We start from the raw sequence: 26,760 nt of genomic DNA, 5'->3' as shown, positions 1-26,760 counted from the left end.
ACACAGCATACGGGTATAAGAACTGGATGAACTTCATCAACCGCATTTTCTTGGAACGCGTCTGGTTCAAACCAAATGGCACTAATAAAAGAGCACCCAGACCAATTAAGGTCCAGGCACTCTTATAAATCTGTATCAACTCCACTTGACGAAGAGCCAATGTTTTAGTCGAGCAGGGCCTGGGCCATGGCGAAGTCGCCGACGGTGGCCGAGCCGTTGTTCGGGACCTGGCTCAAGACGATCAGGTCCTCCAACGGTGGGGTCTGAACGTAGCCGTTGTTGAGCTGCTTGAAGAAGTCACGCACCTTCGGCAGTTCGGCCTCACTCAGGACGGAGCCGCCGAACACGATCTTGGCCGGGGCCAGGTTCAGGTAGGCATCAAGCGCCAGCTGCGCGGCGTAGTAGCTGATGTAGGTGAACACCTTGTTGTCGCGCGGCACCTTTTCGCCCGGGATGCCCAGGCGCTTTTCGATCGACGGGCCGGCCGCCATGCCTTCAAAGCAGCGGTTGCCGTGGAACGGGCAGACGCCTTCAAAATCGTCGCCGGGGTACGGCACGACCAGGGCGTGACCCATCTCGGCATGGGCGCGGCCGCCGATGAAGTGACCGTCTTGGATCGCGCCGCCACCGATGCCGGTGCCGATGGTGAAGTACACCAGCGAATCGACGTCCTTGCCGGCGCCGACCGAGTACTCACCGTAGGCCGAGGCGTTCACGTCGGTGGTGAACGCGATCGGCACGTTCAGCGCCGCCTTCAGCGTGCCGACCACGTCGGCGCCTTCCCAGTGCGGCTTCGGGGTTGCCAGCACGTGGCCGTAAGTGGCGGAGTCCTTTTTGACATCGATGGGGCCGAAGCTCCCGATGCCCAGTGCCGCGACCGGGAATTCCTTGAAAAAGGCCACGCACTGCGCCAGGTTCTCCTCCGGCGTGGTGGTTGGAATGCGCTTGGTCTGCAAGATGTTGTAGTGTTCATCGGCCACCGCCAGCACGAACTTGGTGCCGCCGGCCTCGATACTGCCAAGACGAGTTTCTGTGATCGTCATCACCCTCATTTCACGATTGATTGAATCCGGTTTCTATTCTAGCACGAAGACCGAATTCGCTCACCTTTAATTTAGCCAGTCCGTCCGGCCGCGCAACAGCGGCCGCAGCTGGGTCGTGAGGTTGGCCGCAATCGTGGTCATGCCGGCGATGCTTGGGTGCAGCAGGTCGGCGGAAAGCCCGGACAGGTCCGGCAGCAGCTTCAGGCCGCTGACGTAAGGCAGCTTGCCTGCGCATTCGCTTCGCACCACCTGGCGGAACTGGTCGACTTTGGCCGGGTCCTCCGGGTAATCGGTCGCAACCATGTCAAAGGCCAACACCGGCCGCTTGTCTTCGGCAAACGGCGCGATGAAGCGCCGCACCCGGGCGCGGAAGTCGGCGACCGAAAAGCCGCCGAGCATGTTGATGCCCATCTCCAGCGTGGCAAAATCCCAGTCGCTGCGGCCAGCCAAGGCGTCGGCCACCCCGGGTTCCAGCCGCGCCGACCCCGCAAAGCCGTAGTTGAGCAGGTCGGCGGAAAGCTTGGTGGCCGTCTGCTGGGCGTAGGTCGCCATCGGCGTCACCGCCAGAGTCCCGTGGGTGATCGAGGAGCCGTAAGCCAGGTAGGTCGCACTCGGCACCTCGCTTGGCCGCGGCGGCCGGATCGCGCCTTGGACGTCGATCAGCCAGTTGCGGCAGTACGGCAGGCACAGCCGCACCACCGCCGGATCAAAGGGCTGACCCAAGGCGGCCGCGACCTCTTGCAGCCGCGGCAGGTTGGCTGGACGGTGAATCGTCAGCGTCGTCGGCGTCGTGTGCAAAAGCAGGTTGGTCTCCTGGTAGGTGCCTTGAAAGCAGCCGTGCATCACGTACGCGACCTGCAGCTCCTCAGCTTCTTGCGCCTGCAGCGTGATCTGGGCGGTGTCGCCGGTCATCACAAAGCGCAGCTCGACGCCCGAGTCGTTATTGGAGGTGTGGGTCCCCGGCTCGTCCAGTGCGGCGAACATTGCCGCGTCGGCCCGGTCCAAAAGCACCCCGTGGGGGCTGGGCAACACCCGGGCGACGTTGTGCAGGTCCATGTTTTGGTATTCCATTGTTTTCCTCCCAAAAACGCGGCCGGTTCCCACCGGTCGCGCTTATTCACTGCCGCAACACCCGCACCGCGTACGGTGCGAGGGTCAAGGCCCCGGCCGCCACGGCGCTGCCGTCTTCGGCGTCGGTGGTCGCGACGGTCGTGGTCATCGTCTGAACGGTGGCGCTCATGTTCATCACAAAGTAATACGACCCTCTGGCCTGCACGGACACCACCGGGTTGGCGGCCGCCACCAGCGTTGGCGAAAAGCCCAGCGCGGCTGCCACCCGCTGGTACAGCGCCGCCAGCAGGTCGCGGCCGGTGCGAGGCGCGATGTAGTAGGCCTGCCCCGCCCCAAAGGCGTTGCCCGTCACGGCCGGGCTGCCCTGGTAAAAGTCGCGCTGGTAGGTGCCAAGCACCCGGGCCCCGGTGGCCTCAAGCACCTGGGCGAACTGCGTCGTCTCATACGACTGCTCGCCGTAAGCCACGGCGTTGTGCTCGCCTTCGTACAGCGAGTCGAACTCCAGCGGGTGAATCCCAAACAGCCGCTGCAAGACGCGTGGCCAGCCGCCGAGAATCACGGTGTCGGTGGGATCGACGATGCCGGTGAAGTAGCTGGACACCAGGGTGCCACCGCCTTGAACGTAGTCGCTCAAGCGCTTGGCCAAGTCCTTGGTCATCACGTACAGCATCGGCGCGATCACGAGGTCATAGCCGCTGAAGTCGTGGTCGCTTGGCACCATCGCGACGGGAATGTCGTGCTGCCAAAAGTACGCGTAGTGGTCCTCAAGCGTCTGGAAGTAGGCCTTGCGGTCGCGGCCAAACGCCGCCTCGCGCTTTTGGGCCCAAAGGCTCTGCCAGTCGTAGACGATGGCGACTTGGGCCACCCGCTTGCTCCCCTTCACGCCGTCAAGCGCCGCCAGCCGGGCCCCGTAGGCCGCGACCTCGCGGAACACGCGGTTGTTGGCGTCGCCGTCGTGGCCGACCACGGCGCTGTGAAACTTCTCCGAGTTGGCCCGGGCCTGGCGGAACTGGAAGTACAGGCTCCCCTCCGAGCCATGCGCGATCTGCTGAAAGGAGCTCAGCGCGTGAACGCCCGGTCGCTTGGCCTTGGCCACCGGCGAGTTGACCCGCGACGGCGTGGCCTCCATCACCAGAAACGGCTGGTTCTTCAGGCCGTAGAACGTGTCATGAACGAAGGCCGTTTTCAGCGCGGTCTCGGCCAGCGGCTCGAAGTTGTTGTTCCACTGCGGGTAGGCGTCCCAGGACACCAGATCGACGTGCTGGGCGAACTTGGCGTAATCGATGCCTTCAAGCGGAATGAAGTCGTGGCCCGGCCCCTCCGCCATGAAGTTGGTGGTCACCGGCACCGCCGGGTTGGCCGCCCGTAGCACCTTGACCTCGGCGTCGTAAAAATCAATCGTGCGGTCGGTCACGAAGCGCTTCCAGTCCAGCGCCATGCCGTGAACCTTGGTCGAGCCCAAGGCGTTGGGCGTTTTGATCTGCTCCCAGGCCGAGTAGGTGCCGCCCCAAAAGCTCATCAGCCAGGCGTCGTTGACGGCCTTCAGGCTGCCGTACTTTTGGCGCAGCCAGTCGCGCCACGCGTTTTGGCACAGGTCGCAAAAGCACTCGCCGGAGAATTCGTTGGAGACGTGCCACATCGCAAGCGCCGGGTTGTGGCCGTAGCGCTTGGCCAGCTCGCGGTCGATTCGCGCGACGTACTGGCGGTAGACGGGGCTGGTGTAGCAGTGATCGTGGCGGAAGCCGTGGGTGTGGCGGCGCAGCTGGTCGTCGACGCGGTTGACCTCCGGGTACTTCTCGGACAGCCACTGCGGCCGCGCCCCGCTTGGGGTGGCTAAAATCACGTTGCCGCCCCGAGCGTTGACGTCTTCAAAGACCTTGTCCAGCCAGCCGAACTCGAACTGGCCATCGGCGGGTTCAAGCGCCGACCAGGCGAACACCCCCAAGGTCACGGTGTTGATGTGGGCCTTTTGCATCAGCTTCAGGTCCTCTTGCAGCACAGCCGGGTAATCCAGCCACTGGTCGGGATTGTAGTCCCCCCCGTGCAGCAGCCGGGCATCGACATCAAAGCGCATGTTACCCCTCCTTGGTCAGAATCAAGAGCTTGGACTGAAAATCACCGGCGAGCTCGGCGACGGCCTGGTTGGGCCCGTTGAACTCGTAAGGCAGGCGCAGCCCCAGGTGCTTGAGCACAGCCCCGGACACCGGCACGGCGCGGCCGCTGATCGAATAGGACGCCTGCGAATCGACGAACGGCAGGCGCAGCCGATCCACGGCGTTGCCGTCGGGGTTGGCCAAGAGCCGGTAGAAGCCAAAGGCGATGCGGCTGTGATCCGCCGCCTCAATCGCCCAGGCCACGGTGTTGTGTTCGCCGTCTTCAAGCGTTCGCAGGAAGTGGAAGTCGCCGGTCAAAACCAGCGGCTGCAGCTTTTTGTACAGCCGAATCTGCGCGGCGATCGCGTCTAACACGCTTTGGGGTTCTTGGGTCAAATCCAGCTCGTAGCCCAGCGTCCCGAACAGCGCGACGTTGAAGCGCGTCTCAAGCGGCGTGGTGCGGTTGACCTGGCCGTTGGGCACGGCGGTGACGTGGTTGCTCATCGCAGACAGCGGGTAGCCCAAGGCGGTGCCGGTTTGAATCTTCAGGCGTTCGACGGCGTCGGAGTCGTCGGACACCCAGATTTGCGGCGAGTAAAACAGGATTCCCAGGTCAAAGCGGCCGCCGCCGCCGGCACAACCTTCAATCAAGACGTCGGGATAGGCGGTCAACAACTTGGCGTAAAGGCGGTAGACGCCTTGGATGTAGCGGTGGAAGAACTCGCCTTGCGGCCGGCCGATCGCGGCCAAGTACTGCGAGTAGGCCTCGGTGATGTTGCGGTTCATGTCCCACTTGATGTACTCCAAGTGCGTCGCGTCAATCACCTTGGACATCTGCGCAAACAGGTTGTCGACCACCGCCGGGTTGGCGAAGTCCAGCACGTACTGGTTGCGCCCGATCGCACGCCGCTCGTGCGGTGGTGCCACCACCCAGTCGGGGTGAACCGCTATCAAATTGGAACGCGGCGAAATCATTTCGGGCTCGAACCACAGGCCAAACTGCAGCCCCAGGTCGTGAATCGACTGGGCGAAGCCGTCGATGCCGTGCGGGAACTTCTTGGCGTAAACCTGCCAGTCGCCGAGGCTCGAGCGGTCGTCGTCGCGGTGGCCGAACCACCCGTCGTCCAAGACGAAGCAGTCGATGCCGACCTTTTTGCCGGCGGCGGCGAGCTTCAGGAGCTTCTCGGTGTCAAAGTCAAAGTAGGCCGCCTCCCAGGAGTTGAGCACCACCGGCCGCGGCCGGTCGCGCCAGATTGGCGCGATCACGTGGTTGCGAACGAAGTCGGCGTTGGTCCGGCTGAGGCCGGCCAGCCCGGCGTTACTGTAGGTCACAACGGCCTCGGGCGTGGTGAAGCTGGTGGTCGGGTCCAGGCGCCAGGCGAACTGGTCGGGGTGCAGCCCGATCATGAAGCGCGTCTGGTTCCACTCGTTGACCTCGGCTGAGGCCTGGAAGTTGCCGGAGTAGATCAGGTTGAACCCAAAGGCCTCACCCGACTGCAGCGTCCCGTCTGCGGCCTGCAGCGCGACGTACGGGTTTTGCTGGTGGCTGGAGGCGCCGCGCTGCGATTCGATCGCAGTCGTCCCCTGCGCCAGCGGCCGCGACTTGACGTGCCGCTCCCGGGCCCAGTTGCCGGACAGCTGCACGAAGCGGTAGTCGGCCGTCGGCAGGTCCAGGCCGCCTGACAGCGCCCGGGTCAGCGTCAGCGCCGCATCCCCGACGTTGGTCACCGTTTGCCACCGCACGACGGCGGCGCTGTCGTCAAACATCGCGTAATGCTGTTGCAGCGTCAGCCCGTGGGCCGCGTCGGCCAGGTCGACGGTCAACACCGTCACCTGCCCGGCTTGCCCGAAGCTGGCCGGCAGCGCCAGGTTGCGCGGCTTCTCGTGGCTTTCGGCAAAGCCCTGGTACGTGAAGTTCAGGTACAGCGGCGCGTCGCCGCGGGTGGCGGCAATGGCGCCTTGGCGAAAGTCCGAGGTGCCGTAAACCGGGTACTCCTGCAGCTGATCGGCCAGGGTGAACATGGTGTTTTCGGCGGAAAAATGCACGGTGCCACCGGACTTACTCTCAAGCTTGGTGTACGCCTCAAGCGTCTGGGCGGTGGCGGTCACCCGCGGCCCGTAGTACAGGTGACCGAGCTGGTTGTTGGGCAGCAGGTACAAAATGTAACTGACGGAATCGTTGTGAAGGTGAAAGATTCGGTTGTCGATGACGTTAAGCAGTGGTCTCATCTACTTTCTGTTGGCAGCCGGCCGCGCTGCGGCCGGTCGAATTGGGCAATTCAAAGCAAAACGGGTCACCAGGCCCTTGCAGCCCGGTGGCCCGATACGAAGTGCGGCTAATGCCCGGCAGCTTGAGTCAGCTGCTCGATGGCCTGCATCCGGCGCTTCAGATTGTGCTTGTACATGAAGGTGTACACCCAGCCGACGAGCCAGAAATTAGTGGTCAGGCGGTTTTTGGTGAAGCTGTTTTGCTCCGAGTAGGTCAACTTGGTGCCGTCTGGGGCCTGCGCGAATTCGTAGCGCGTGATGATCTCACCTTGGCTGTAGGAGACCTTGGTGGCGATCACCGCGTTGTCAACGACTTCAAGCACCTCGACGTGCGTCGGCACTTCGGCCTGTTGCACCTTGGTTCGCATCTCGGAATCGACGGCAACACCCGAGCCGAGTGCGGTGATGGCCGGATCGAAGTGTTGAAAATACTTCAGTTGCTGCGCGTAGACGGTGGCGTAAGTCGCCTCAAGCGGCGTGTGCAGCGTGGTCGTGTAAGTCATCGGCTTCAGTGGCATGGGGTACCTCCATTGCAAGTTAGGGTTAATCGTTTATTTGGCGGCGGCGGCCTTTTCGAGTTCCTTTTCGCCGTCTTGTTCGTCCTTCAGGAACTGCTTATCAAGTACCTGAAGGAACGGCACCCAGATCAAGGTCGACACGGCAACTTGAACCAGCTGCAGCGCGGCCCCCTTCCAGGAACCGACCGCAATCCAGCCGGACAGGAAGATTGGCGTGGACCAGACAACCGTGGCGCCGATTGGCTTTGGCACCAGGCCGATCGCCATGGCGACGTAGCCGATGGTGATCATCACCATTGGGCCGAGGACCCAAGGAATGAAGATAGTCGGGTTCAACACGATCGGCAGGCCGAAGGTGACAGGCTCGGAAATGTTGAAGAACGCCGGCACGGCAACCATGCGCATGGTCTTCTTCATCCGGGCAGACCGGGCGAAGACCCAGCCCATGGCCAGGGCAAAGCCGAGGATCATGCCGGTGATTTCAAAGACCCCCATGAAGGTCGTGCAGATGATGTGGGGAATCGGCTGGCCCAGGGAGTAGGCCTTGTAGTTTTGCAGCGCCAGGGCGTCGTAAATCGGCTGAACCACCGAGTTGACGACCAAGGTGCCGTGAATCCCGAACCACCACAGGAACTGGGAGAAGAAGCCCACGACTAATGTTGCCGGCAGCGTGGCGCCGATACCCTGCAGTGGGGTCTGGAGAATGTCGTAGATGAAGTCGAACGCGTTGCCCCAGCTGGTGAAGGTGAACAGGTAACGCACCGTGGTGAAGACCAGAAGCGAGGCGGAACCGGGGATAATCGCGGTGAAGGACGTCGCGATAGCAGGCGGAACGGATTCCGGCATCTTAATCGTGATGTTCGCGTTTTCAAGTGCCGCGAAGATCTCGGTGGCAACGATCGCCGTGATGATGGCGACGAACATGCCCTTGGAGCCCAGGTAGTTGATGTCGATGTAAGAGCTCGTCTTGTTGGTCATGATGGGCAAAAGCAAGGCGAAGGCCGCCAGCGAAATGCCGCCGGCGTAAAGCTGGGTGGCGTGGAGCTTGCCGGCCAGGTGGTAGGCGATGCCGAAGACCACGAACAGCGCCGTGATGTTCATCGTCGCGTTACTGATGGGGCCGAGGAAGTTGTTCAGGAAATCGGTTACAACTTTCGGCAGGAACTTGGCGAAGCTGAAGGTCGTGGGGAGATTTTGGATGATGATCATGATGGATGCGAACATGGTGGCCGGGAACGCAACCATCATCCCATCACGAACACTTAACAAGAACTTGTTTTCTGACAGCTTAGTCGCGATTGGTAGGACTTTTTCTGTCATCACATCTTGCATACTCATGCGATGTGCCTCCTAATTGATAATGGCGTTGGGTGCCGCCGCACCGCGTTGGCCGGTATCTTGGCCGAGATGGCCGCCTAACGCAGTGCGGGTACTCACGAAAAAATGTTTTTGAATAAATCGATTTACAAGACCCATCTTAACCGCTTACACTTAAAACCGATATATGCAAATGTTGAGGAGGCATGTCCAAATGTCGACAACTCGCGAAAATCCCCGAATTTACGATTTTTCCAACACCAACCGGACGTTCAACCTGGACGTCAACGTTTACACCTGCGGCAGCGAGGCCTGCGAGCCCGATCACGCCTACGGACCCACCGTGCGGTCCGGCTACATGATCTACTTCGTCTTGAACGGCGAGGGAACTTACACGGTGCGGGACCACCAATACCAACTGGGCCCCAAGCAGGGCTTTGTGATCGAGCCCAACACCCTGATCACCTTCAAGGCCAGCCACGAGAAGCCTTGGACCTACCTGTGGGTCGGCTTTTCCGGCCAAAGCGCGGCCAAGTACATGGCCGGCACCGCCCTATCGTCGGCCGCCCCGCTGTTTGACTTTGAGTTCAACTCCGCGATTTTGCGAGCGGCCAACCAGGTGATCGAAGGCTCCAACCACCGCGAAAACCGCAACCTGATCATGACCGGGCGGCTGTTCGAGTTCCTGTACCGACTGGCCACCGACTACCCCAACCAGCACACCGCCACGACCATGTCGCACCGCGAGCTGGTCGAGTACGCCTTGTTTTACATCTCCCAAAACTACAGCGAGCCGATCTCCGTCGCCAGCCTCGCGGCGGTGATGCACATCGACCGCACCTACCTGCACCGCCTGTTCACCAAGCGCGTCGGCCGCTCCCCTCAAGCTTACATCAAACGCTACCGCATGGACCAGGCCGCCCAGCTGCTGCGCGAAACCGACTTCCCGATTCAAGTCGTCGCCAGAGCCGTCGGGTACGAGAACCAGTTCTCCTTCTCCAAGGCCTTCTCAAGCCTGTACGGCGAGGCCCCGACTGGCTACCGGGCCCGGCAGCACGAGGGCTAGATCGCACGCTGTCAAGCCGCCGGGCGGGGGCCGGCCGGGGCCTCGCCTCCGCGGAGCGACCGCCGGGCCTTTCCGACCTCCGCGACAACGCGTATATTAGAGGCAATGCATTCCGTCTCAGAAAGGACCTCACCATGACTTTGAAGCTCGGCATCATTCTCGGCACCATTCGCCACCAATCGATCGGCGGCAAGCTGTTCGCCTACCTGCAGGCGGCCTTCCCGGACCACGACGACGTGCGGTTCGATTGGATCGACCTGCACGACTTTCCCCTACCGCTGTACGACCACGCGGAGACCCCGGCGGATTCACCGGTCCAAAACCTGGTGTTCGGCGAGTCGGCGTGGCTGGCGGCGCTGGCCGCCCAGGACGGGTACGTGATCATCAGCCCCGAGTACGACCACGCGATGACCGGCGCCCTTAAAAACGCGTTGGATTACGTCGGCCAAGAGATCAGCCGCAAGCCCCTGCAAATTGTGACCTACTCGCACGACGAAACCGGCGGCATCATGGCCGCCGAAAGCATGGTCAACGTGCTGCGAATGCTCGACGCCTTGGTGCTGCCCAAGCCCGTGCTGCTGGCCGGGTGCGACCGCAACTTTTTGCCGGACGGGCGGCTGGATGCGACCGTGCCAACCAGCGCGGCTTACGCCAAGCGACTGGCCGTCGCCTTTCACGAGCTTGAATTCTACGCGCGGCTGTCGCACGACCATCCCTATCGGCCGTTGAACGCCTGACTGGAGGCATTATGTACACCGAATTATCCGGCTCCGACCCGATCACCATCGACACCCCGCTCGGCGGGAAGGTCCCCTTTGGCATTTTGCAGTGCCTGACCGGGGCGACGCTTCACCTGGCGTCGCGCCAGGCGATTCTCAAGCCCGGCGACATCGCGCTGCTGCGGCCCAACGGCCCCTTCACGCTGGCACCGACCACCGGGCCCTTGAACGCCCGCTACTTCACCGTGCCGCTGACCGCAGACGCGAGCTTTGGCCCCAACGAACTGATTCACGCGATGCTGGCGTCGACGGAAACCGCCCACATCGTGTTTCGCCGCATCGACCACGCGCTGACCAACGGCTACTGCGCCCAGCTGGCCCGGCTGATTCGCACGACGCCGCAAGACGACCTTTTGGCCTATCAGGAAGGAACCGTCGCCCACCTGCTTTTGACCGAGCTGTCGCGCTCCGACCTCAACGCGATGATGATCATCGAGTCGGACTTTCCCGAAACCGACCTGCGCCACACCCCCAAGGACCGCCAGGCCGGCAGCATCCTGAACTACATCATGCAGCACATCGACCGCGTCACCCTGAACGCGGCGGCGGCGCATTTTGGCTACGAGGCGAATTACTTCTCGCGGCTGTGCCACCAGCTGTTCCAAAAGCCCTTCTCCGAGGAGGTCCGCTTCATTCGCATGAACCAGGGCAAAAAGATGCTGACCCTGTCCGACCAAAGCATCAACGACATCGCGGCGGCGCTGGGCTACAAGAACCCCGCCAGCTTCGATCGCCACTTCAAGCACTACACCGGCCTCACCCCGTCGCAGTACCGGGCGGCCAAGGCGAGCGAGCCAGGCGCTGACGGAGGCGAGGCGTAACCGGGCCCGAAACGGCGGATCCGAGGTGGCAAATCCGAGGTGGCTGCGGGTGGCCCGTGGTCCGACCGCCCCGCGACCGCGGCCGACGCGCCACGGCCGACGCGCCACGACTGACGCACCAGGGCTGACACGCCACGACCGACGCGCGACCGCGGCCGACACGCCACGGCCGACACGCCAAGGCTGACGCGCCACTGCGGTCGCCGCGCCACTGCAAAGCGCAGACGCAGCGCAGCAGGCCGGGCGCCGGCGCCAAGGCCGCGCCACCGCACCACCGAACCACGTCGCCGCACCAGCCGGGCGGTCGCCAAGCGACCGCCCTTTTTGGCGCGGCGAACGATCGCATCTGAATTTTTATTGAATATTATTCCATGACGTTGTATAGTGGGCGTAATGTTTTTTTAAAGAAGGAGACCGCATGAAACCCAAATCAATTCTCATCTGGCTGTTCGCCTGGCTGCTGTGCCTCGCCGGCCTGGCCGCCCAGCCGGTGCAGGCCGCAAGCGACGACTCGCTGGCCCAAGTCAAGGCCAAGGGCACCCTCATCATGGGCAACTCGCCCAACTACCCGCCCTACGAGTTCACCATTAACGAGAACGGCAAGGAAAAAATCGTCGGCATGGACATCGCGCTGGGCAAGCAGATTGCCAAAGACCTCGGCGTTCGCCTGGTGATTAAGAAGATGTCCTTTGACTCGCTGCTGGTCGCGCTTGAAACCGGCAAGGTCGATATGATCCTCTCCGGCTTCTCACCGACGCCCGAGCGCAAGGCCCACGTCGATTTTTCCAACAACTACTACGTCTCCAAGCAGTACCTCATCGTCAACAAGGCCGACAAGGGGTACTACAAGGACCGCCACTCGTTTTCGGGCAAAAAGGTCGGGGCGGTGCTGGGCAGCACCGCCGCCACCTTGGTCAAGCAGCAGATGCCAGGCGCCGACCTGACGACGATGGAGAACGCCGCGGATCTGGTGTTGGCGCTGAAGGCCCACAAAATCGACGCGATCGTCAAAGACTCCGCCTCGGCCATCGCCTACGCCCAAAGCGACAGCAGCCTGGCCGCCATCGACGGCAAGTTCGCAGTCTCAGCCGACGAGGCCGGCAACGCGATCGCGCTGCCCAAGGGCGCGACCAGCCTAACCGCCGCCGTCAACCAGACCATCGCCAAGGTCCAAAAAAAGGACCTGTTCAACAAGGTCTACCTCAAAGACGCCGGCAAGGCGATCGCCCAGACCAACGCGACCAAGTCGATGTGGCACTACTGGCCATACTTCGCCAAGGGCGTCGCCTACACCGTCGGCATCTCGCTGGTCGCCGTGGTGATCGGCACCCTGCTCGGCGCGGTGATCGCCTTCGTTCGCCTGGGTGACATCAAGGTGCTCAAGGCGCTTTTCACCGCCTACGTCGAGTTCGTCCGCGGGACGCCTTTGATGGTTCAGGTGATGTTCATCTACTTTGGCATCGGCATGTTCTACGACATCTCCGCGGTGGTCGCCGGCACCCTGGCCGTGGGCCTCAACTCGGCGGCTTACGTCTCCGAGGTCTTCCGCGGCGGCATCGAGTCGATCGCCAAGGGTCAAAGCGAGGCCGCGCGGTCCTTGGGCCTGAGCCAAAAGGCCACGATGCGCTACGTCGTCTTGCCGCAGGCGTTGGCCAACATCTGGCCGGCGCTTGGCAACGAGTTCATCTCGCTGATCAAGGAGACCTCGATCGTCTCGATCATCGGCGTCGCCGATTTGATCTACCAGCTGCGCGTGGTTCAGGCCGACACCTACTCAGGGGTGTTGCCGATCACCATCGCGATGGTCCTGTACTTCATCCTGACCTTCGGCCTCTCGCGGCTGTTGCGCCACTTCGAAAAAAAGCTGCACCACGCCGAATAACCGCACAAAAACAGGCGGCCGAACCCCCACGGGTGCGGTCGCCTGTTTTTCGCGTCTATGTCGCGTCTATGTCGCGTCTATGTCGCGTCTATGTCGCGTCTATGTCGCGTCTATGTCGCGTCTATGTCGCGTCTATGTCGCGTCTTTGTCGCGTCTTTGTCGCGTCTTTGTCGCGTCTGTGGCGCATGGTCAGGCCACCTGGCGCGGCTGCTCCAAAAGCACCCGGTCGACGATGCCTTGGGCCGCCACCACCGACAGGCCCGGAAAGGCCTTTTGCAACGCCCGAATCGCCTGCGTCTGGCCGAAGCCACGCTCTTGGGTCAGCCGCCGCGCAACCGCCTCAAGCTCGGCGGGATCGCGCGGAATGCTGGCCGAAAACCGTGCCAGTTGCACGTCTTGAACCACAATCACCGCTGCCCCGATCAACACAACCCACATCAACCAAGCCATCGCTCGCACCTCCCGCATGCCGCTTTGCCTCGGGCGGCCCATGCCACCCCTCTAAGCGCATTATGCCACTGATTGTAAGCGGATACAAGAAGTATAATTTAGCGGGTCAATAATCGGTCGCGTCAGACCTCATCACGGTAGTCGCCGCCAGATGATGTACCCGACAACGCAGTGCAGGCGTATACTCAAGTCACTATCCCCTACAAAGAGAGGCAAACTATGGCAATCACAGATTTCAGCGACCAAATTCGCAGCCTGGGCCAGCGCAGGCACTACGCCGCCGGTGCCGACCTCCTGCGCGAAGGTGACCCGGCGCAGCACCTGTTTTTCATCGAACAAGGCGGTGTCCGGCTGTGGCACAACGACGACGGTCGCGACATCACCGTCCAGTTCTTCTTTGAGGACCAGGTGGTCGCTTCCTTTGAGAGCTTTTACCTGAAAAAGCCCAGCCTCTTTGCCATCACGGCGATTGAACCGACCACCGTCGTTACCGTCGACGCAGCCGCGTTGCAGCGCGTGTTAGACCTTGAGCCGACTTTGATGGCGGCCTTCACGAACCACATCTGCCACCGCTTCATCGCTTACACCCGCTACTTTTTGAACCGCATCGAGCAATCCCCGGAGCAGCGGTTTCGCACCCTGCTGGCAACAGAACCGGCGCTGGTCGCCCGCGTCCCCCAGCACGAGCTGGCCTCGTACCTCGGCATCACGCCGGTGTCGCTGTCGCGCATTCGCAGCCGCATCAAAAAAGAGTCGGGCGCTTAACATTTGTTAAGGCCGCCGTGCAAAAGGTCCACTAAACTAACCTCATCAACCAATTGGAGGTTCGTTACATGGCCAAAACCATTATTGTCACCTGTCACCCCTACGCCGGCAGTTTCTGCCACGCACTGATGTTAGCCGTTCAGCAAGGCGCCAGTGCCGCCGGTCAGGAAGTCGACGTGATCGACCTGGAGGCCGACCACTTCGACCCGGTGATGCACAGCGCAGATTTAATCGGTTTTCTCAAGCACCAGGCGCAAGACGCCCAAGCACAAGACTACATTCGCCGGCTCCAAACCGCCGACCACCTGGTGTTGATTTTCCCCATCTGGTGGGAGCTGATGCCGGCCATGATGAAGGGCTTCATCGACAAGGTCGTCTTTCCCGGTGAAACTTTCGATTACACGCCGAGCGGTACGGGCATGCGCTCGCGCCTGACCCGCCTAAAGTCCACCACCATCATCACCACGATGAACACCCCCCAGTCCTTGTACCGCTGGGTGTTCGGCAACGCCATTCAACGCGCCTTGGTCCGTGGCACGTTCCAAAAAATGGGACTCAGGCACGTGTCTTGGTGCAGTTGCAACATGGTGAAAAAAAGCAAGGCGGCCAAGCGCCAAGCCTGGTTGCGGCAAGCCGAGCGCATCGGGGCGCGGAGCTGACCCATCACCAAAAAGCCCGCCGCAACCTGCGACGGGCGCGTCGAAGCCACCGCACCCTGTGAGTGCGGTGGCTTCGGCCTTATTTGGCTAGGATTCTGGCTTCGTCTTACCGTGGTGGTACCCACCGGTCTCGTCGGGGCCGCAGCTACCTCGCGATGCGAGTAGGTCCCAGCTTGAAGCGACTCGTGGGGTGGAAAAGTCCTTTACCCTGGTATCTCCTCCTAAGGCGGGGGAGTTGCACTAAAACGTGTACGTTTGAAAGCCGTGTGGCGCTACACTGCGGCTTGGCATGGGTGGGGTACTAGAGGCGCTTGCGCTCCGGATCGTTCCCCTATGCGGCAGAGGTGCCAGCGTTGCGGCCACAACGCCATCCCCGCACTTGAACAATCATTCGAGTGTAGCTTAACACCGGACCAATTTGGCGTCAACTTTTTTGACTCACACTGTAAAAAAATGATGATGATCGCGGTCACCGCGCCAAAACAGCGCTGCATCAGGATTAATGGATTATTTCCCCCTTGAGGGTTCGTCGATATGTTACCTGTTTCATCCGCGTAAGCACATGACGTTACATTCCAACCAATCGCGTTTATACTAACATCAAAAGCCAAAGTGGGTGATGACATTGAAACAACGTGAAAAACAGCCCCGTTTCACCGTTCAGATTGTCGGTGGCTTCTCAGGCAAGCTTCTCAATCAGTCTCTTGAGATTACCAACCCAAAATTGCTAGTCGTCTCCGTTACCGAAGTGGTACACGGCGACGTCACACTAACCTTCCCACCGACACTGGCGTATCTCGATTTTCATCCTGAGGCGTCACGGTTTGGTAAATTCATTTGGGAGGTTGGCGACATCCTTCAGCTCACCGGCCGAGTGATTCCATGCTACGAGTATCGGGGCCATGATGCCGACTCACGCCTCCGGTTTGTAGAACAACGCTTTCACAGCCGTGTGGTCGCGCACACCCAACGCTGGTTAACCCAATTGCCCCGTGCAATCAATCGTCGTCCGTTAACTGCGACGTTGAGTCGTTACCTCAACCACCAACTCTCATTTAATCGATTTCAAGAACAGATGTGGCGGTTGGCCCGACCGCTGCCTGCCCCCTACCAACGCGGCCTCCATCATGTCCAGCTGGCCCAGGTACAGGCGATTCGCAGCGTGTACCAGCAACGGGCATCACTTGCACCGGAACACCTCTTAATCACCGACGTCCGTCATCTAACCACAAAACACCTCGCGACCCCAACACCACCAAACAGCAGGCAACCGGAAATCTCTTTGGTCAAGGCACGCCTTCAAGATCCGGCTTATCTGACACAGCTGTTACGCAGAATCACTAACCAAAACCCGGTGTTCCCACCGCACACAGCGGCCATTCCAACTGACGCTGCCACGCCGCTTGCGTCACCAGCCATCCCCACACTGGCGCTGGCCCCCGCATCGCCCGCTGCGCAGTCCCGAGTCTCCGCTTCAACCCTAGTGTCATTGACCATCACCGTGCAACGTGCCCGAACCGTATGCGCGGCCCCTGCGACCGGTCCCCTCACGCCAGTGGACACCTTGGCGGCCACCGTGTCCGACTTCGCCCTGCCGCCGCAAGCACCGGATGGCACCGGTGCTTACTTCAACCCGCACTTTGCGACCTGCCTGGTTTACGACGCCGCCCTGGCTCGCCTGCAGCTGACGCCGGGCTACCAAGGGACCCTCACCGGCACCCTGACGCAGGTGCGTGTGGTGGCGCCTGCCCAACAGGCCGCGCTTGCCCGCGCCCAAAAGCAGGTGCTGCATCACCTGCGCCGGCTGCTCGATCAATCCCTCGCGACCTTTGGCGACCCGATTCTTCCCGCTTACGCCCAGCTTTCGGCCAAGCTGGCGGCAGGCCAACTCGACTTTGCCGCCTACCGCAAGGCGCTGGCCACGCTTCGTCCGGCGGCCGACCCGCCGTTGGCTGACCAGGCAGCGACGCGCCTGGCAGGCCTTCACCAAAAAGTACCGGGCGCTGACCGCCCCGGCGTGGTTTCTAGACCGCATCACCGACCAGGAAACCCAAGAAGACGGGGTGATGCTGCCGCTGCTTGCCATCGACGCCGCGCAACTGGGTGATGCCGCCTACCGCCACCAGCTGTTCGGCCGGTGGCAGCAAAACGCCGCCCAGGCCACCACGTCCAACCAGGGAGAGTGAGACGCCGCTCTGCCAGCCGCCACGCGACAGCCAAGCTGCCGCCGGCCGGCCACCGCAACCACGCCGCCCCGGACCGCTGGATTCACCGGACCACCGACGACTGATCACTTGACCACCGCCGGCCGTGCCACGCCGACCCCGGCCTCGCCGCCTTGCGCCGCTGGGTTTCCCCGGACACGTAACGGCAAAGCCATACCGCAACCACGCTTCAGCCAAGTCTCCGCCACGCCACAGCCTTAGCCACACCAGCCACGACACCACTCAACCACGCCAAAAACGGCCACCGCGCAATTCGCGCAGTGGCCGTTCTTGTTTGGCCCCCAGCCGCTAGCGGCTGGCCACCGCCTGGCTTTCGGCCAGGTGCTTGTTGGCCGTCGCCAGCATCAGCCGGATGCGGTTGAGCTGGTTGACCACGCTGGTGCCGGGGTCGTAATCGATCGGCGCGATGTTGGCGCCTGGGAACTGCTGGCGCAACGCCTTGACCATGCCCTTGCCGACGATGTGGTTAGGCAGGCATCCGAACGGCTGCATGCAGATGATGTTCGGCACCCCGGACTTCAGCAGCTCGATCATCTCGCCGGTCAAAAACCAGCCTTCACCGGTTTGGTTGCCCAGGCTCAAGACCTTGCTGGCGTCATGGGCGATGTCTTCGATCGCCTCGATGCCCTCGAAGCGCTTGGACGCCTTCAGTGCCTTTTGCATCGGCAGCTCGCACCAGCGAATCACCTGGATGGCGAACTCGCCGAACCACTTGGCCGAAGCCTTGGCGCCGAGGTGGTCGTACTTGAAGACTTGGTTGTACAGCGAGTAGTTCATGAAGCCGACGATGTCCGGCACCACGGCCTCGGCCCCCTCCCGCTCCAGCAGGCGAACCAGGTCGTTGTTGGCGATTGGCGAGTACTTGACCAGGATCTCGCCGACCAGGCCGACTTTCGGTTTGACCGCGGCGGTGAGCGGAATCGTGTCGAAGTCCTGGACGATCTGGGCGACGTTCTTCTTGAACTCGTGGAAGCTGCCCTTTTCAATCGACGGGCGAACCAGGTCCAGCCAGTCTTGGTGCAGCTTGTCGACCGCGCCGGCCTCGACCTCGTAAGGCCTGGTGTGGTACACCACCCGCTCGAACAAGTCGCCGTACAAAAAGGCGATGGCGACGCGCCGCAACAGCGGCAGCGTGAACTTGAAGCCTGGCGTCTCCTCGACGCCTTGGTTGCCCAAAGACAAGGAGACCACCGGGATGTTTTCGAAGCCGGCGTCCTTCAGGGCCTTGCGAATCAGCGGGATGTAGTTGGTCGCGCGGCAGCCGCCGCCGGTTTGGGTCATCATCACCGCGGTTTTGTTCAGGTCGTACTTGCCGCTTTGCAGGGCCTCAAGCATCTGGCCGATCGAGATAATCGCCGGGTAGCAGGCGTCGTTGTTGACGAACTGCTGGCCGACGTCGACCGCCTTGCGGTCTTCCATCGGCAAGTTGACCACGTTGTAGCCCGACGCCTGAAGCGCGACGTCGACCAGGCCGGCCTGGTGAATCGGCGACATCATCGGCAACAGCAGCGTGTAGCCGCTTTGGGCCATCGCCTTGGTGAAGTCCACCGGCTCCGGCGCCTCTGCCAGCTTTTGCGGCAGGATGTGGCGGCCTTCGCGCTCGGCGACGGCGGCCTTCAACGACCGCAGGCGGATGCGGATCGCGCCCATGTTGGTGCCTTCGTCGATTTTCAGGCTGGTGTACAGGCGGTTGTAGCGGTCCATAATCTCCTCGACCTGATCGGCGTCGATCGCGTCGATACCGCAGCCAAAGGAGTTGAGCTGGACGAATTCCAGCTGTGGCGTCTTGGCCGCGATTTTGGCCGCGGCGTAAAGCCGGCTGTGATAGACCCACTGGTTGACCACGCGCAGGCCCGCGACGTCGCCGAGGTGGGCGATCGAATCCTCGGTCAGCACGTGGAAGCCCTCGGCGGTCATCAGCTGGGAGATGCCGTGGTTGACCTCTGGATCCAGGTGGTACGGGCGGCCGGCCAGCACGATGCCGTGCTCGCCGGTGGCCATCAGCATTTTGAGCGTGTCCTCGCCGCGGTTTTGAATCTGCTGGTGGAAGTGGGCGAGCTCCTTGTAGCCGGCCTCAAGCGCGTCCGTGACTTCCTGCTTGGTCACGCCGAAGTCTTGCAGGCACTCGTACAAGTTGGCCGCGGTGCCGGCGTGATCAGCCAGGTTCAAGTAAGGCGAGCGCATGTCGACTTGCCCCGAGGCAATCTCGTCGACGTTGTTGCGGATCACGGCCGGGTAGCTTTGAACGATTGGGCAGTTGAAGTGGTTTTGGGCCTGCTGGGACTCGGTCACCTCGTAGACCACCGCCGGGTAGAAAATGTGCTGGTAGCCCTTGTCGATCAGGGCCTGGATGTGGCCGTGAACCTGCTTGGCCGGGTAGCAGACCGTGTCGCTGGGGATGGTTTCCATCCCTTTTTCGTACTGGGCCGCCGAGCCCTTGGGCGACAGCTCCGCGCGAAACTTCAGCTGGGTGAAAAACGTCTGCCACAGCGGGTAGTTCTCGTACATGTTCAAGACCCGCGGCAGGCCGATCGTGCCGCGAACCGCGAGCTTCTTTCGCATCGGCTTGTAGGAAAACAGCAGGTTGTACTTCTCCTGCACCAGGTTGACCTTGCCGTTGTCTTTGGGCAAGCGCTCTTTGAGGCCCCGGGCCTCGCCTTTTTCGCAGCGGTTGCCGGTGACGAAGCGCCGGCCGTCGTTGAACACGGTGATGGTCAAGGCGCAGTTGTTCTCGCAGCCCCCGCAGTGCATGTACTCCTTGGTGAAGGTCAGATTATCCATCTGGGCGGGCTCAAGCATCGTGGTGTGGTCGCCGGCCGCCGCGGCGTCTTGGGCGATCAAGGCCGCGCCGTAAGCGCCCATCAGCCCGGCGATGTTGGGCCGGATGACGTTGACGCCGGCGATCTGCTCGAAGGCGCGAAGCACGGCTTCGTTGTAGAAGGTCCCGCCTTGGCAGACGATGTGTTGGCCCATGTCCGACGGCTTGCGCATCTTGATCACCTTGAACAAGGCGTTTTTGATGATCGACACGGACAGGCCGGCGGCGATGTCGCCGATTGTCGCGCCTTCTTTTTGCACCTGTTTGACCTTGGAGTTCATGAACACGGTGCAGCGCGAGCCCAGGTCGCTGGGGTGCTTGGCCAACAGCGCCGCCTGGGCGAAGTCTTGAATCTTGTAGTTCAGGCTGGTCGCAAAAGTTTCCAAAAACGAGCCACAGCCGCTGGAGCAGGCCTCGTTGAGCTTGATGGTCGACAACGCGTGGTTCTTGATGGTCATCGCCTTCATGTCCTGGCCGCCGATGTCCAAAATGAAGTCGACGTCCGGCTGGAAGTAGCTGGCCGCGCGGTAGTGGGCGACGGTTTCGACCTCGCCGATGTCCACCATCAAGGCGTTTTTGATCAGGTGCTCGCCGTAGCCCGTCACCGCAGCCTTGGCGATGGTGACGCCGGCCGGCAACTTCTGGTACATGTCGCGCATGATCTGCTTGGTTTTCTCGAGCGGATCGCCGTCGTTGCTGTCGTAGTAGGTGTACAGCAGCTTGCGGTCGTCGCTCATCAGGGCCACCTTAGTCGTGGTCGACCCCGCGTCGATGCCCAAGAAGGCAGGCCCTTGGTAGCTCGCCAGGTCGCGGGTGTCGACCCGCGCCGTTGCGTGGCGCTTGCGGAATTCCTGCAACGCGTCGTCGTCTTCAAACAAGGGCGTCAGCGCATGCGCCGGGCGCATGGCCGAATCGTCGCCGTGCTCGAGGGAATCGAGCAAAGCGACCAGCGTGGTCTGCGGCTGGTCTGCGGCGTAAAACGCCGCGCCTTTGGCCACGAACAGCTGCGGGTCGGCCGGGAACACCACCTGCTCCGGCGTCAGTTTCAGCGTGGTGATGAAGCGCTCGCGTAGCTGGTCCATGAAATACAGCGGCCCCCCGAGGAAGGCGACGTTGCCGCGAATCTTGTGGCCGGCGGCGAGCCCGGAGATGGTCTGGTTGACCACCGCCTGGAAGATGCTGGCGGCGATGTCGGCCTTGGCCACGCCGTCGTTGATCAAAGGTTGCACGTCGGTTTTGGCGAACACCCCGCAGCGGCTGGCGATCGGGTGAATCACCTTGGCGTCTTTGGCCAGCTCGTTGAGCCCGTCGGCGTCGACCTTGAGCAGGGTCGCCATCTGGTCGATGAACGCGCCGGTGCCGCCGGCGCAGGAGCCATTCATGCGCTGCTCGAGGCTGGCGCCGAAGAACGTGATCTTCGCGTCCTCGCCGCCCAGCTCGATTGCCACGTCGGTTTGGGGAATCAGCGTCTCGACCGTTTTGGTGCAGGCGATCACCTCCTGAACGAACTTGAGCTTCAGCAGGTTCGCCAGCCCCATGCCGCCAGAGCCCGTGATGGTCAACGACAGGTGCGTCAACGGGCCGAGTTCGTGAATCGCCTCTTCGATAATCTTGTGGCTGGCCGCCTTGACGTCTGAAAAATGCCGCTCGTACCGGGCGAACTGGGTGTGATGCGCCTCGTCCATCACGACGAGCTTAACGGTGGTCGACCCCACGTCGATGCCGCCGATCCAATGTTGTGCCATACTTCCTCCTGGGCGCCCGAGGACGCCTTGCCACCGGCGTCTTCGGGCGCGGCAGCGCGTTGTGTCTACTTCCCCTTGGCCGCGACGGCCGCGATCAGCGAATCCGTGAACGCGTCGAGGTTGGCCAGGTCTTCTTCTTCAGGCTCCAGGTCGATTTTGACGCTGGCCGCGCCTTGCGTGGCGCCGGTGCCCTTGAAGGCCGCCGTGAACATCTCGACGGCCGTGCAGAAGCGCTCGTAGGCGGTGTCGCCAGACCCCGCCACGCCGAAGACCTGCTCGGGCAACTCGAGTTCCTGCAGCTCGTCGTAAAAGTCCAGCGCCTCGTCCGGCAGCTCGCCATCGGTCACGCCGGAGTAGGTGTAAGACGCGACCACGCACAAGTCGACGTCCAGGAAATCCTCGGCCACCGCCTGGGAAATCTCCTGCACGTCGGTGTCGTACCCGGCCGCCTCCAGCCGCTCATTGATGTGGTTGGCGATGAGTTCATTGTTGCCAGTCAGGCTGGCGTAGACGATCAATGCTGATGCCATGTTGTCCTCCTTGGGCACTGCCCTAAATGTGGTGAGTACTTACTCATACGATAGTCCGATGTTGCCGACCGCGCAACATTTTTGTGCCCTTTTGCACAAAATGTCACATTGCCTGGGCCCGGGCCGGCCGGGCTCACCGGCCCTTGCCGCAGCCCTCCGGATGGGCGACCGCTGCGGCCACCGGCTCGCCGAGCCCTGGCCGCCATCTGCCCCGGCTCACCGGCCGGGCGCTGGGCCCCTGCCCGGCCTCAGAAAATGCGCAACTACCGGCCCTGCGCCGACCCACGCAAAAGGCGGCCCGAGTCATCGGGTCGCCCTTCACTTGGCGGCAAGCGGTTTGTCCATGATGGTCACGGCCACGACGTTCAGGTCGCCCAGGTCCGTGGTGGTCGCGCTGACCGGCACGAAGCCTTGGGCCTGCCAGAACGCGGCGGCCGGCTTGTTGTCGTCGACCACGGCGACGCGCAGCCGCTGGTAGTCCTTGAAGCGCTCGGCCAGCTGCGCCACCGCCTGGCGCCCCAGGCCGCGGTGCTGGTTAGGCTCGGCGAACAGCAGCAGGCCGATGTAGACGGTGCCGGCATCCGGGTAGCCGACCAGCAGGTCCAAGACCCCGACCGGCACGGCATTTTCAAGCAGCAGGCCGTAGTGCTTGGCTTCGGCCGGCGCGTCCTGCGGCTTGGCCAGCCGGTCCGAAGTCACCGTCGCGCGAGTCGGCGCCGGCTGGTGCGTCAGGCGAAAGTAATCCGGCGCCGCCTGGTACAGGGCCAGCGCCGCCTTGCGGTCGGACATCGCGCTGACGGGTTTGAAAGTTAGCATGTCACGCCTCCTTCAAATAAAGCTGCTTGAGGTCGGCCTGCTCGCCGAGCGACAGCGCCAGTCCCGCACTCAGGTACTGCGCCATGCCGCCAAACGCCGCGTTGATGGTGGCAAGCGCCGCGTCCAGGTACTCGGGCCGGGCGATCCAAAGATCGGCGAGGCTTTGCTGCATGTTGGCGTTGGCGCCTTCCTGCTTGGCCGCCGCAATCACCTTCGCCTTTTGGCCGCCGACGTACTGGTTGGTCGCCAGGTAGTCCTCGCGAATCGTGGCCTCTGGGACCCCCAGCACCGCCAGGGCGAACACCGCGGCCATCCCCGTGCGGTCCTTGCCGGCCGAGCAGTGAAAAAGCACGGCGCCGTCGGTTGAGGCCAGCAGCAGGTCGAAGAAGTGGCGGTAGGCCTTCTTGGAGGTGTCGTTGGTGATGAATTCGCGGTAGGTCTTCAGCATGTTTTTGTAGCCGCCCTGGGGGTCAAAGGCGAACTCGGCCTGCTCCTCCGCCCAGGACTTAGTCACCTGGGTCTTGTCGTAGGGGAAAACCGGGTTGAAGTCGTAGGTCGCCCCGACCGGCAGCCGGTCGGGCGCGGCCTCGCGCTCCTCCGGCGAGCGAAAATCCAGGTCGGTGGTGACGCCGTGAGCGGCCAGGAAGGTCTGGTCGCGCTCGGACAACTCGTCGAGCTTGCCGGCTCGCACCAGCCGGTGGCCGGCCACCACGCGGCCGTCAGCCGTGCGGTAGCCACCCAGGTCGCGGAAATTGTAGCCGTGATGAATGTTCAGTAGTTGGACCAAATCCTGATTCTCCTTTTTGTAGACTACCTATACCCTACCCGACTGACCGGACCATGTCCAGGTGGGGAATCCCGTCCTCGAGGTAAACCGCCGACGTCGCGGTGAAGCCAAACCCCGCGTAGAATTCCTGCAGGTAGGCCTGCGCCTGAATGCGAACCGGCTGCCCCGGGTCCCGCCGCGCAATTTCCGCCAAGGTCGCCGCCACCAGCCGCCGGCCCAAGTGGCGGTGGCGCTGTTCGGCCACGACCAGCACCCGGCCGAAGCTGATCGCCCCACCGGCCGGCCACGGCACGATTCGTGCGTAGGCGACCAGCTCGCCGTGGTCTTTCAGCAGCACGTGAACCGCCTGAAAGTCACGGGCGTCGACCTCCTGGTAGGCACAGTTTTGCTCAACGACGAACACCTTGGTGCGAGCCGCCAAAATCGTCAACAGCTCACCGGGCGTCAGTGCCGCCGTCTCCTTGATCAAAAACTCCATCACTGGACCTTCTTCATGTACAACACCAGATCGGCCACCGGCGCCACCGTATCTTCGGCGACCGGCCGCTTGCCGTCCAGCCACACCCCGGAGCCGTCCGGCACGTAACCGCGCCGCACGTACAGGCGCTGGGCCGGCCCGTAGCCCGGATGCAGGCCGACGCCAAGCGTCACTGGCAATCCCGCCGCCTGCTCCGCGGCGGCCATCAAGGCGGTCCCGACGCCGTGCTGGCGAAAGGCCGCAAACACGTTGAAGTCGGCAAGCTCCGGCAGCTGCCCCGCCCAAGGCCCGTGCAGCGCCTTGGGCAAAAGCGTCAGGTAGCCGGCGACTTGGCCGTCAATTTCTGCGATGAACACCCGCCGCGAGCCGGCCTGCTGCTCGGCCCAGTACTGCGCCAGCACCCGTGGCCGCTGCGGCCAGCCCATCGCCGCGAAGCCGGCGTTGATCGCCGCAATGTCTGATTCTTGCATCTCGCGAATCATGTAACCCCTCCTAATCGGCGAACGGCGTCTCCCCGTTCAGGTAATGCCGCACCGCCCGTTCGTGCTGCGGTGAGAACAGTGGCGGCAAGTCAGCCGGCGCGAAGTACCGCAGCGCTTGGGTCTCGGCGTTCTCGGCGTTCAGCCGCCCCCCCACGACCCGGCAGGCGAAAAACAGCACGACGCACTGCGCGACGTCGCCGTTGGCGTAGTGCTGAATCGCCCCCGAGTCAACGCCGAGCAGCCGCGTTGGCGCCACCTCAAGCCCGGTTTCCTCGAGAAACTCGCGGCGGCAGGCCGCCGTGGCGGTTTCACCAAACTCCAAGGCGCCGCCAGGCAGCCCCCAGCCGCCGTCGCTTCGCTCCTGGAGCAGAATTGCCCCGGTCGCGTCGGTGACAATCCCCCCGGCAAAGGTCAAAATCACCGGTGCGTGACCGATCGCCCGGCGCAGGTCCTGAATGTAATCCATAACATCCTCCTCGGCTTGCTTAGCTCGATTAGCTCGATTAGCTCGATTAGCTCGATTAGCTCGATTAGCTCGATTAGCTCGATTAGCTCGATTAGCTCCAGTATACCGTTGCCGCCAAGGCGGCACAACGGCGAGTGCAAGCAGCCAATTGCAGTGACTCTCCCCCGCTTTCAATGCGGTAGCCAAGCGCCGCTACCGGAGCCACCCGATAGGCGCCATCACCGGGCCAGCTCGCGCATCATGCCACGCGGCTAACATTTCTCGCCTCGCGTCGCACACACTTGGCCGACCCGCCGACTCAGCGTAGCGGCCGGAGGGGCCCGGGGCCAGTCGGGCCGTGAAAGAATCAGCGGCCCGGATGACCCGCGGTCTTGGCGGGGCATTCGCGCGGCTGATTCCGGCAAAAGGTGAGACAAGCTCGAGGCCGTAGGCAACGGCTTGGCTCAGCTTTTAGGTTGGAGCCCAAGAGAGTGGAACGAGGCGGTTCAAGCTGGTCGCACCGGCGTTGCCGACTGGAACCCGTTTGGGCGGAAACCGGCCGCACAGCGCGACTGGCCCCGGGCCCCGGAGGCCGCGGCCGCAACCCAGGACCACGCCGCAACCGCAACCCCGCAACCCAAAGACCCCCGAGCCACAAAACGCGGTTCGGGGGTCACCTGGTTGAGGCTAGTTGCCGATGGTGCCGTTGCCGTTGACGTCGTGGCCGGTGAGGTGTTCGACCTCGGCCATGTAGTCGTGCTGGGCATCGTCGGGCGGCAGGTTGTTCTTTGGAATCTCATCGACGTTAGCGAACATCTCGATGTGCTGGCGCAGGTTGACGAAGGTCATCGGGGCGTTGCCGCCGAACTCGCCGTCCAGGTTGATTTTCATCTCGCCGTCGTCGAGCCGGGCGGCCTTGAGCCGCTGGGTCTTGGTGTAGATGATGTTGGCGTCATCGACGTGGCGGCCGCCGTTCAAGACCTTGGCCATCAGCACCAGGATGTCGCCGAGGTTGCCGGTTTTGACCACAATCAGCGAGAACTTGCCGTCGCCCAGGGACGCGTCGGGCACGATCTGCTCGAAGCCACCGATGGAGTTGGTCATCGCCAGCAAAAACATCGAGGCCGGGCCGTCGTATGTGCCGTCGTCGAACTCCAGGTGCATCGGCACCGGCCGCACCCCCGGCAGCATCTCCGCGCCCTTCAGGACGTAAGCGAAGTAGCCGAAAATCGACTTGAACTCCGACGGCACGGCGTAGGTCAGCTCGGTGAGCATGCCGCCGGCCGCGATGTTCATGAAGTAGTGGTCGTTGGCCTGGCCGATGTCCATGAGCAGCGTTTGGCCCTGCAGGATCATTTTGGCCGCGGCCACCGGGTCCTCGCGCGGAATGCGCAGGGCCCGGGCGTAGTCGTTAGTGGTGCCGGCCGGGATGATCGCCATCTTGGGCCGCTTGGGGCTTGGCGCGACCCCGTTGACCACCTCGTTGATGGTGCCATCACCGCCGGCGGCCACGATTAGATCGAAGCCTGCGGCCGTGGCCCGGGCCGCCTCGGTTTGGGCCGACAGGGGCGTCGGCGTGGTCTGAAAGGCGCTGCTTTCGTAGCCAGCTTGCTCCATCACGTCCAAAATGTCCGCGACGTAGCGCTTCATGCCTTCATTACCGCTGGTGGGGTTGTAAATCAGTCGTGCCCGTTGCATGCGG

22 protein-coding genes are annotated in these 26,760 nt (G+C 62.6%); 7 read left to right on the top strand and 15 right to left on the bottom strand.

Annotated elements, in window-relative coordinates; genetic code table 11:
* Positions 1-164: 164 nt before the first annotated feature.
* The 6 genes from NUH19_RS12235 to NUH19_RS12210 form a co-directional block, all read right to left on the bottom strand.
* The gene (locus tag NUH19_RS12235; protein WP_262316832.1) at positions 165-1,043 is read right to left on the bottom strand and encodes an ROK family protein; all 879 of its coding nucleotides are present in this window, start codon (positions 1,041-1,043) and stop codon (positions 165-167) included.
* 66 nt (positions 1,044-1,109) lie between these two features.
* On the bottom strand, positions 1,110-2,114 hold the full coding sequence (locus NUH19_RS12230) for a GDSL-type esterase/lipase family protein (RefSeq protein WP_262316831.1): 1,005 nt from the start codon (positions 2,112-2,114) through the stop codon (positions 1,110-1,112).
* Positions 2,115-2,160: 46 nt separating this feature from the next.
* The gene (locus NUH19_RS12225; RefSeq protein WP_276580330.1) at positions 2,161-4,188 is read right to left on the bottom strand and encodes a beta-galactosidase; all 2,028 of its coding nucleotides are present in this window, start codon (positions 4,186-4,188) and stop codon (positions 2,161-2,163) included.
* 1 nt (position 4,189) lies between these two features.
* Entirely contained in the window at positions 4,190-6,436 is a 2,247-nt protein-coding gene (locus tag NUH19_RS12220) for an alpha-galactosidase (RefSeq protein WP_262316830.1), read from the bottom strand.
* Between the two features lie 107 nt (positions 6,437-6,543).
* Positions 6,544-6,993, bottom strand: a complete 450-nt coding sequence (locus NUH19_RS12215) for a DUF3284 domain-containing protein (RefSeq protein WP_262316829.1) — start codon at positions 6,991-6,993, stop codon at positions 6,544-6,546.
* Positions 6,994-7,026: 33 nt separating this feature from the next.
* On the bottom strand, positions 7,027-8,331 hold the full coding sequence (locus NUH19_RS12210) for a PTS sugar transporter subunit IIC (RefSeq protein ID WP_262316828.1): 1,305 nt from the start codon (positions 8,329-8,331) through the stop codon (positions 7,027-7,029).
* A gap of 193 nt (positions 8,332-8,524) precedes the next feature.
* On the opposite strand from NUH19_RS12210, the gene NUH19_RS12205 reads away from it, so the two are divergent.
* The 4 genes from NUH19_RS12205 to NUH19_RS12190 all read left to right on the top strand — a co-directional run bounded on the left by NUH19_RS12205 (position 8,525) and on the right by NUH19_RS12190 (position 12,858).
* Positions 8,525-9,376, top strand: a complete 852-nt coding sequence (locus NUH19_RS12205) for an AraC family transcriptional regulator (protein WP_262316827.1) — start codon at positions 8,525-8,527, stop codon at positions 9,374-9,376.
* Positions 9,377-9,510: 134 nt separating this feature from the next.
* A complete protein-coding gene (locus NUH19_RS12200; protein ID WP_262316826.1) occupies positions 9,511-10,113 on the top strand; it encodes an NADPH-dependent FMN reductase in 603 nt (200 codons plus the stop codon).
* An 11-nt stretch (positions 10,114-10,124) separates the two neighbouring features.
* Entirely contained in the window at positions 10,125-10,976 is an 852-nt protein-coding gene (locus NUH19_RS12195; protein ID WP_262316825.1) for a helix-turn-helix domain-containing protein, read from the top strand.
* Between the two features lie 418 nt (positions 10,977-11,394).
* On the top strand, positions 11,395-12,858 hold the full coding sequence (locus NUH19_RS12190; protein ID WP_262316824.1) for an ABC transporter substrate-binding protein/permease: 1,464 nt from the start codon (positions 11,395-11,397) through the stop codon (positions 12,856-12,858).
* Between the two features lie 189 nt (positions 12,859-13,047).
* On the opposite strand, the gene NUH19_RS12185 is transcribed toward NUH19_RS12190, so the two are convergent.
* Positions 13,048-13,308, bottom strand: a complete 261-nt coding sequence (locus NUH19_RS12185; RefSeq protein ID WP_262316823.1) for a hypothetical protein — start codon at positions 13,306-13,308, stop codon at positions 13,048-13,050.
* 219 nt (positions 13,309-13,527) lie between these two features.
* Here NUH19_RS12185 and NUH19_RS12180 point away from each other — a divergent pair, with 219 nt between their 5' ends.
* The 3 genes from NUH19_RS12180 to NUH19_RS12170 all read left to right on the top strand — a co-directional run bounded on the left by NUH19_RS12180 (position 13,528) and on the right by NUH19_RS12170 (position 16,839).
* A complete protein-coding gene (locus NUH19_RS12180) occupies positions 13,528-14,073 on the top strand; it encodes a Crp/Fnr family transcriptional regulator (protein WP_262316822.1) in 546 nt (181 codons plus the stop codon).
* A gap of 68 nt (positions 14,074-14,141) precedes the next feature.
* Positions 14,142-14,732 (top strand): NAD(P)H-dependent oxidoreductase, encoded by a 591-nt coding sequence (locus tag NUH19_RS12175; RefSeq protein WP_262316821.1) that lies wholly within the window; start codon positions 14,142-14,144, stop codon positions 14,730-14,732.
* A gap of 625 nt (positions 14,733-15,357) precedes the next feature.
* Positions 15,358-16,839: a hypothetical protein gene (locus NUH19_RS12170; protein ID WP_262316820.1), complete on the top strand. Its 1,482-nt coding sequence runs from the start codon at positions 15,358-15,360 to the stop codon at positions 16,837-16,839.
* A 406-nt stretch (positions 16,840-17,245) separates the two neighbouring features.
* On the opposite strand, the gene NUH19_RS12165 is transcribed toward NUH19_RS12170, so the two are convergent.
* The 8 genes from NUH19_RS12165 to NUH19_RS12130 all read right to left on the bottom strand — a co-directional run bounded on the left by NUH19_RS12165 (position 17,246) and on the right by NUH19_RS12130 (position 26,756).
* On the bottom strand, positions 17,246-21,520 hold the full coding sequence (locus NUH19_RS12165; RefSeq protein WP_262316819.1) for a 2-hydroxyacyl-CoA dehydratase: 4,275 nt from the start codon (positions 21,518-21,520) through the stop codon (positions 17,246-17,248).
* A gap of 65 nt (positions 21,521-21,585) precedes the next feature.
* Entirely contained in the window at positions 21,586-22,050 is a 465-nt protein-coding gene (locus NUH19_RS12160) for a flavodoxin (RefSeq protein ID WP_262316818.1), read from the bottom strand.
* 318 nt (positions 22,051-22,368) lie between these two features.
* Positions 22,369-22,866, bottom strand: a complete 498-nt coding sequence (locus NUH19_RS12155; protein ID WP_262316817.1) for a GNAT family N-acetyltransferase — start codon at positions 22,864-22,866, stop codon at positions 22,369-22,371.
* Position 22,867: 1 nt separating this feature from the next.
* Positions 22,868-23,653, bottom strand: coding sequence for a tyrosine-protein phosphatase (locus NUH19_RS12150; RefSeq protein ID WP_262316816.1), 786 nt, complete (start codon positions 23,651-23,653; stop codon positions 22,868-22,870).
* Between the two features lie 34 nt (positions 23,654-23,687).
* Entirely contained in the window at positions 23,688-24,131 is a 444-nt protein-coding gene (locus NUH19_RS12145) for a GNAT family N-acetyltransferase (protein ID WP_262316815.1), read from the bottom strand.
* Positions 24,131-24,613 (bottom strand): GNAT family N-acetyltransferase, encoded by a 483-nt coding sequence (locus tag NUH19_RS12140; RefSeq protein ID WP_262316814.1) that lies wholly within the window; start codon positions 24,611-24,613, stop codon positions 24,131-24,133. Before NUH19_RS12140 ends, NUH19_RS12145 begins: the two co-directional genes overlap by 1 nt.
* Positions 24,614-24,623: 10 nt before the next feature.
* Complete coding sequence (locus NUH19_RS12135; protein WP_262316813.1) at positions 24,624-25,079, bottom strand: NUDIX hydrolase; 456 nt, start codon at positions 25,077-25,079, stop codon at positions 24,624-24,626.
* 666 nt (positions 25,080-25,745) lie between these two features.
* Complete coding sequence (locus NUH19_RS12130) at positions 25,746-26,756, bottom strand: diacylglycerol kinase (RefSeq protein ID WP_262316812.1); 1,011 nt, start codon at positions 26,754-26,756, stop codon at positions 25,746-25,748.
* Positions 26,757-26,760: the final 4 nt, after the last annotated feature.

Origin of the sequence: Lacticaseibacillus parakribbianus, from assembly GCF_025490915.1 — a bacterium.
Classification (GTDB): Bacteria; Bacillota; Bacilli; order Lactobacillales; family Lactobacillaceae; genus Lacticaseibacillus; species Lacticaseibacillus parakribbianus.
The sequence above is the reverse complement of the archived record's forward strand: the minus strand, read 5'-3'. Positions and strand labels throughout refer to the sequence as shown.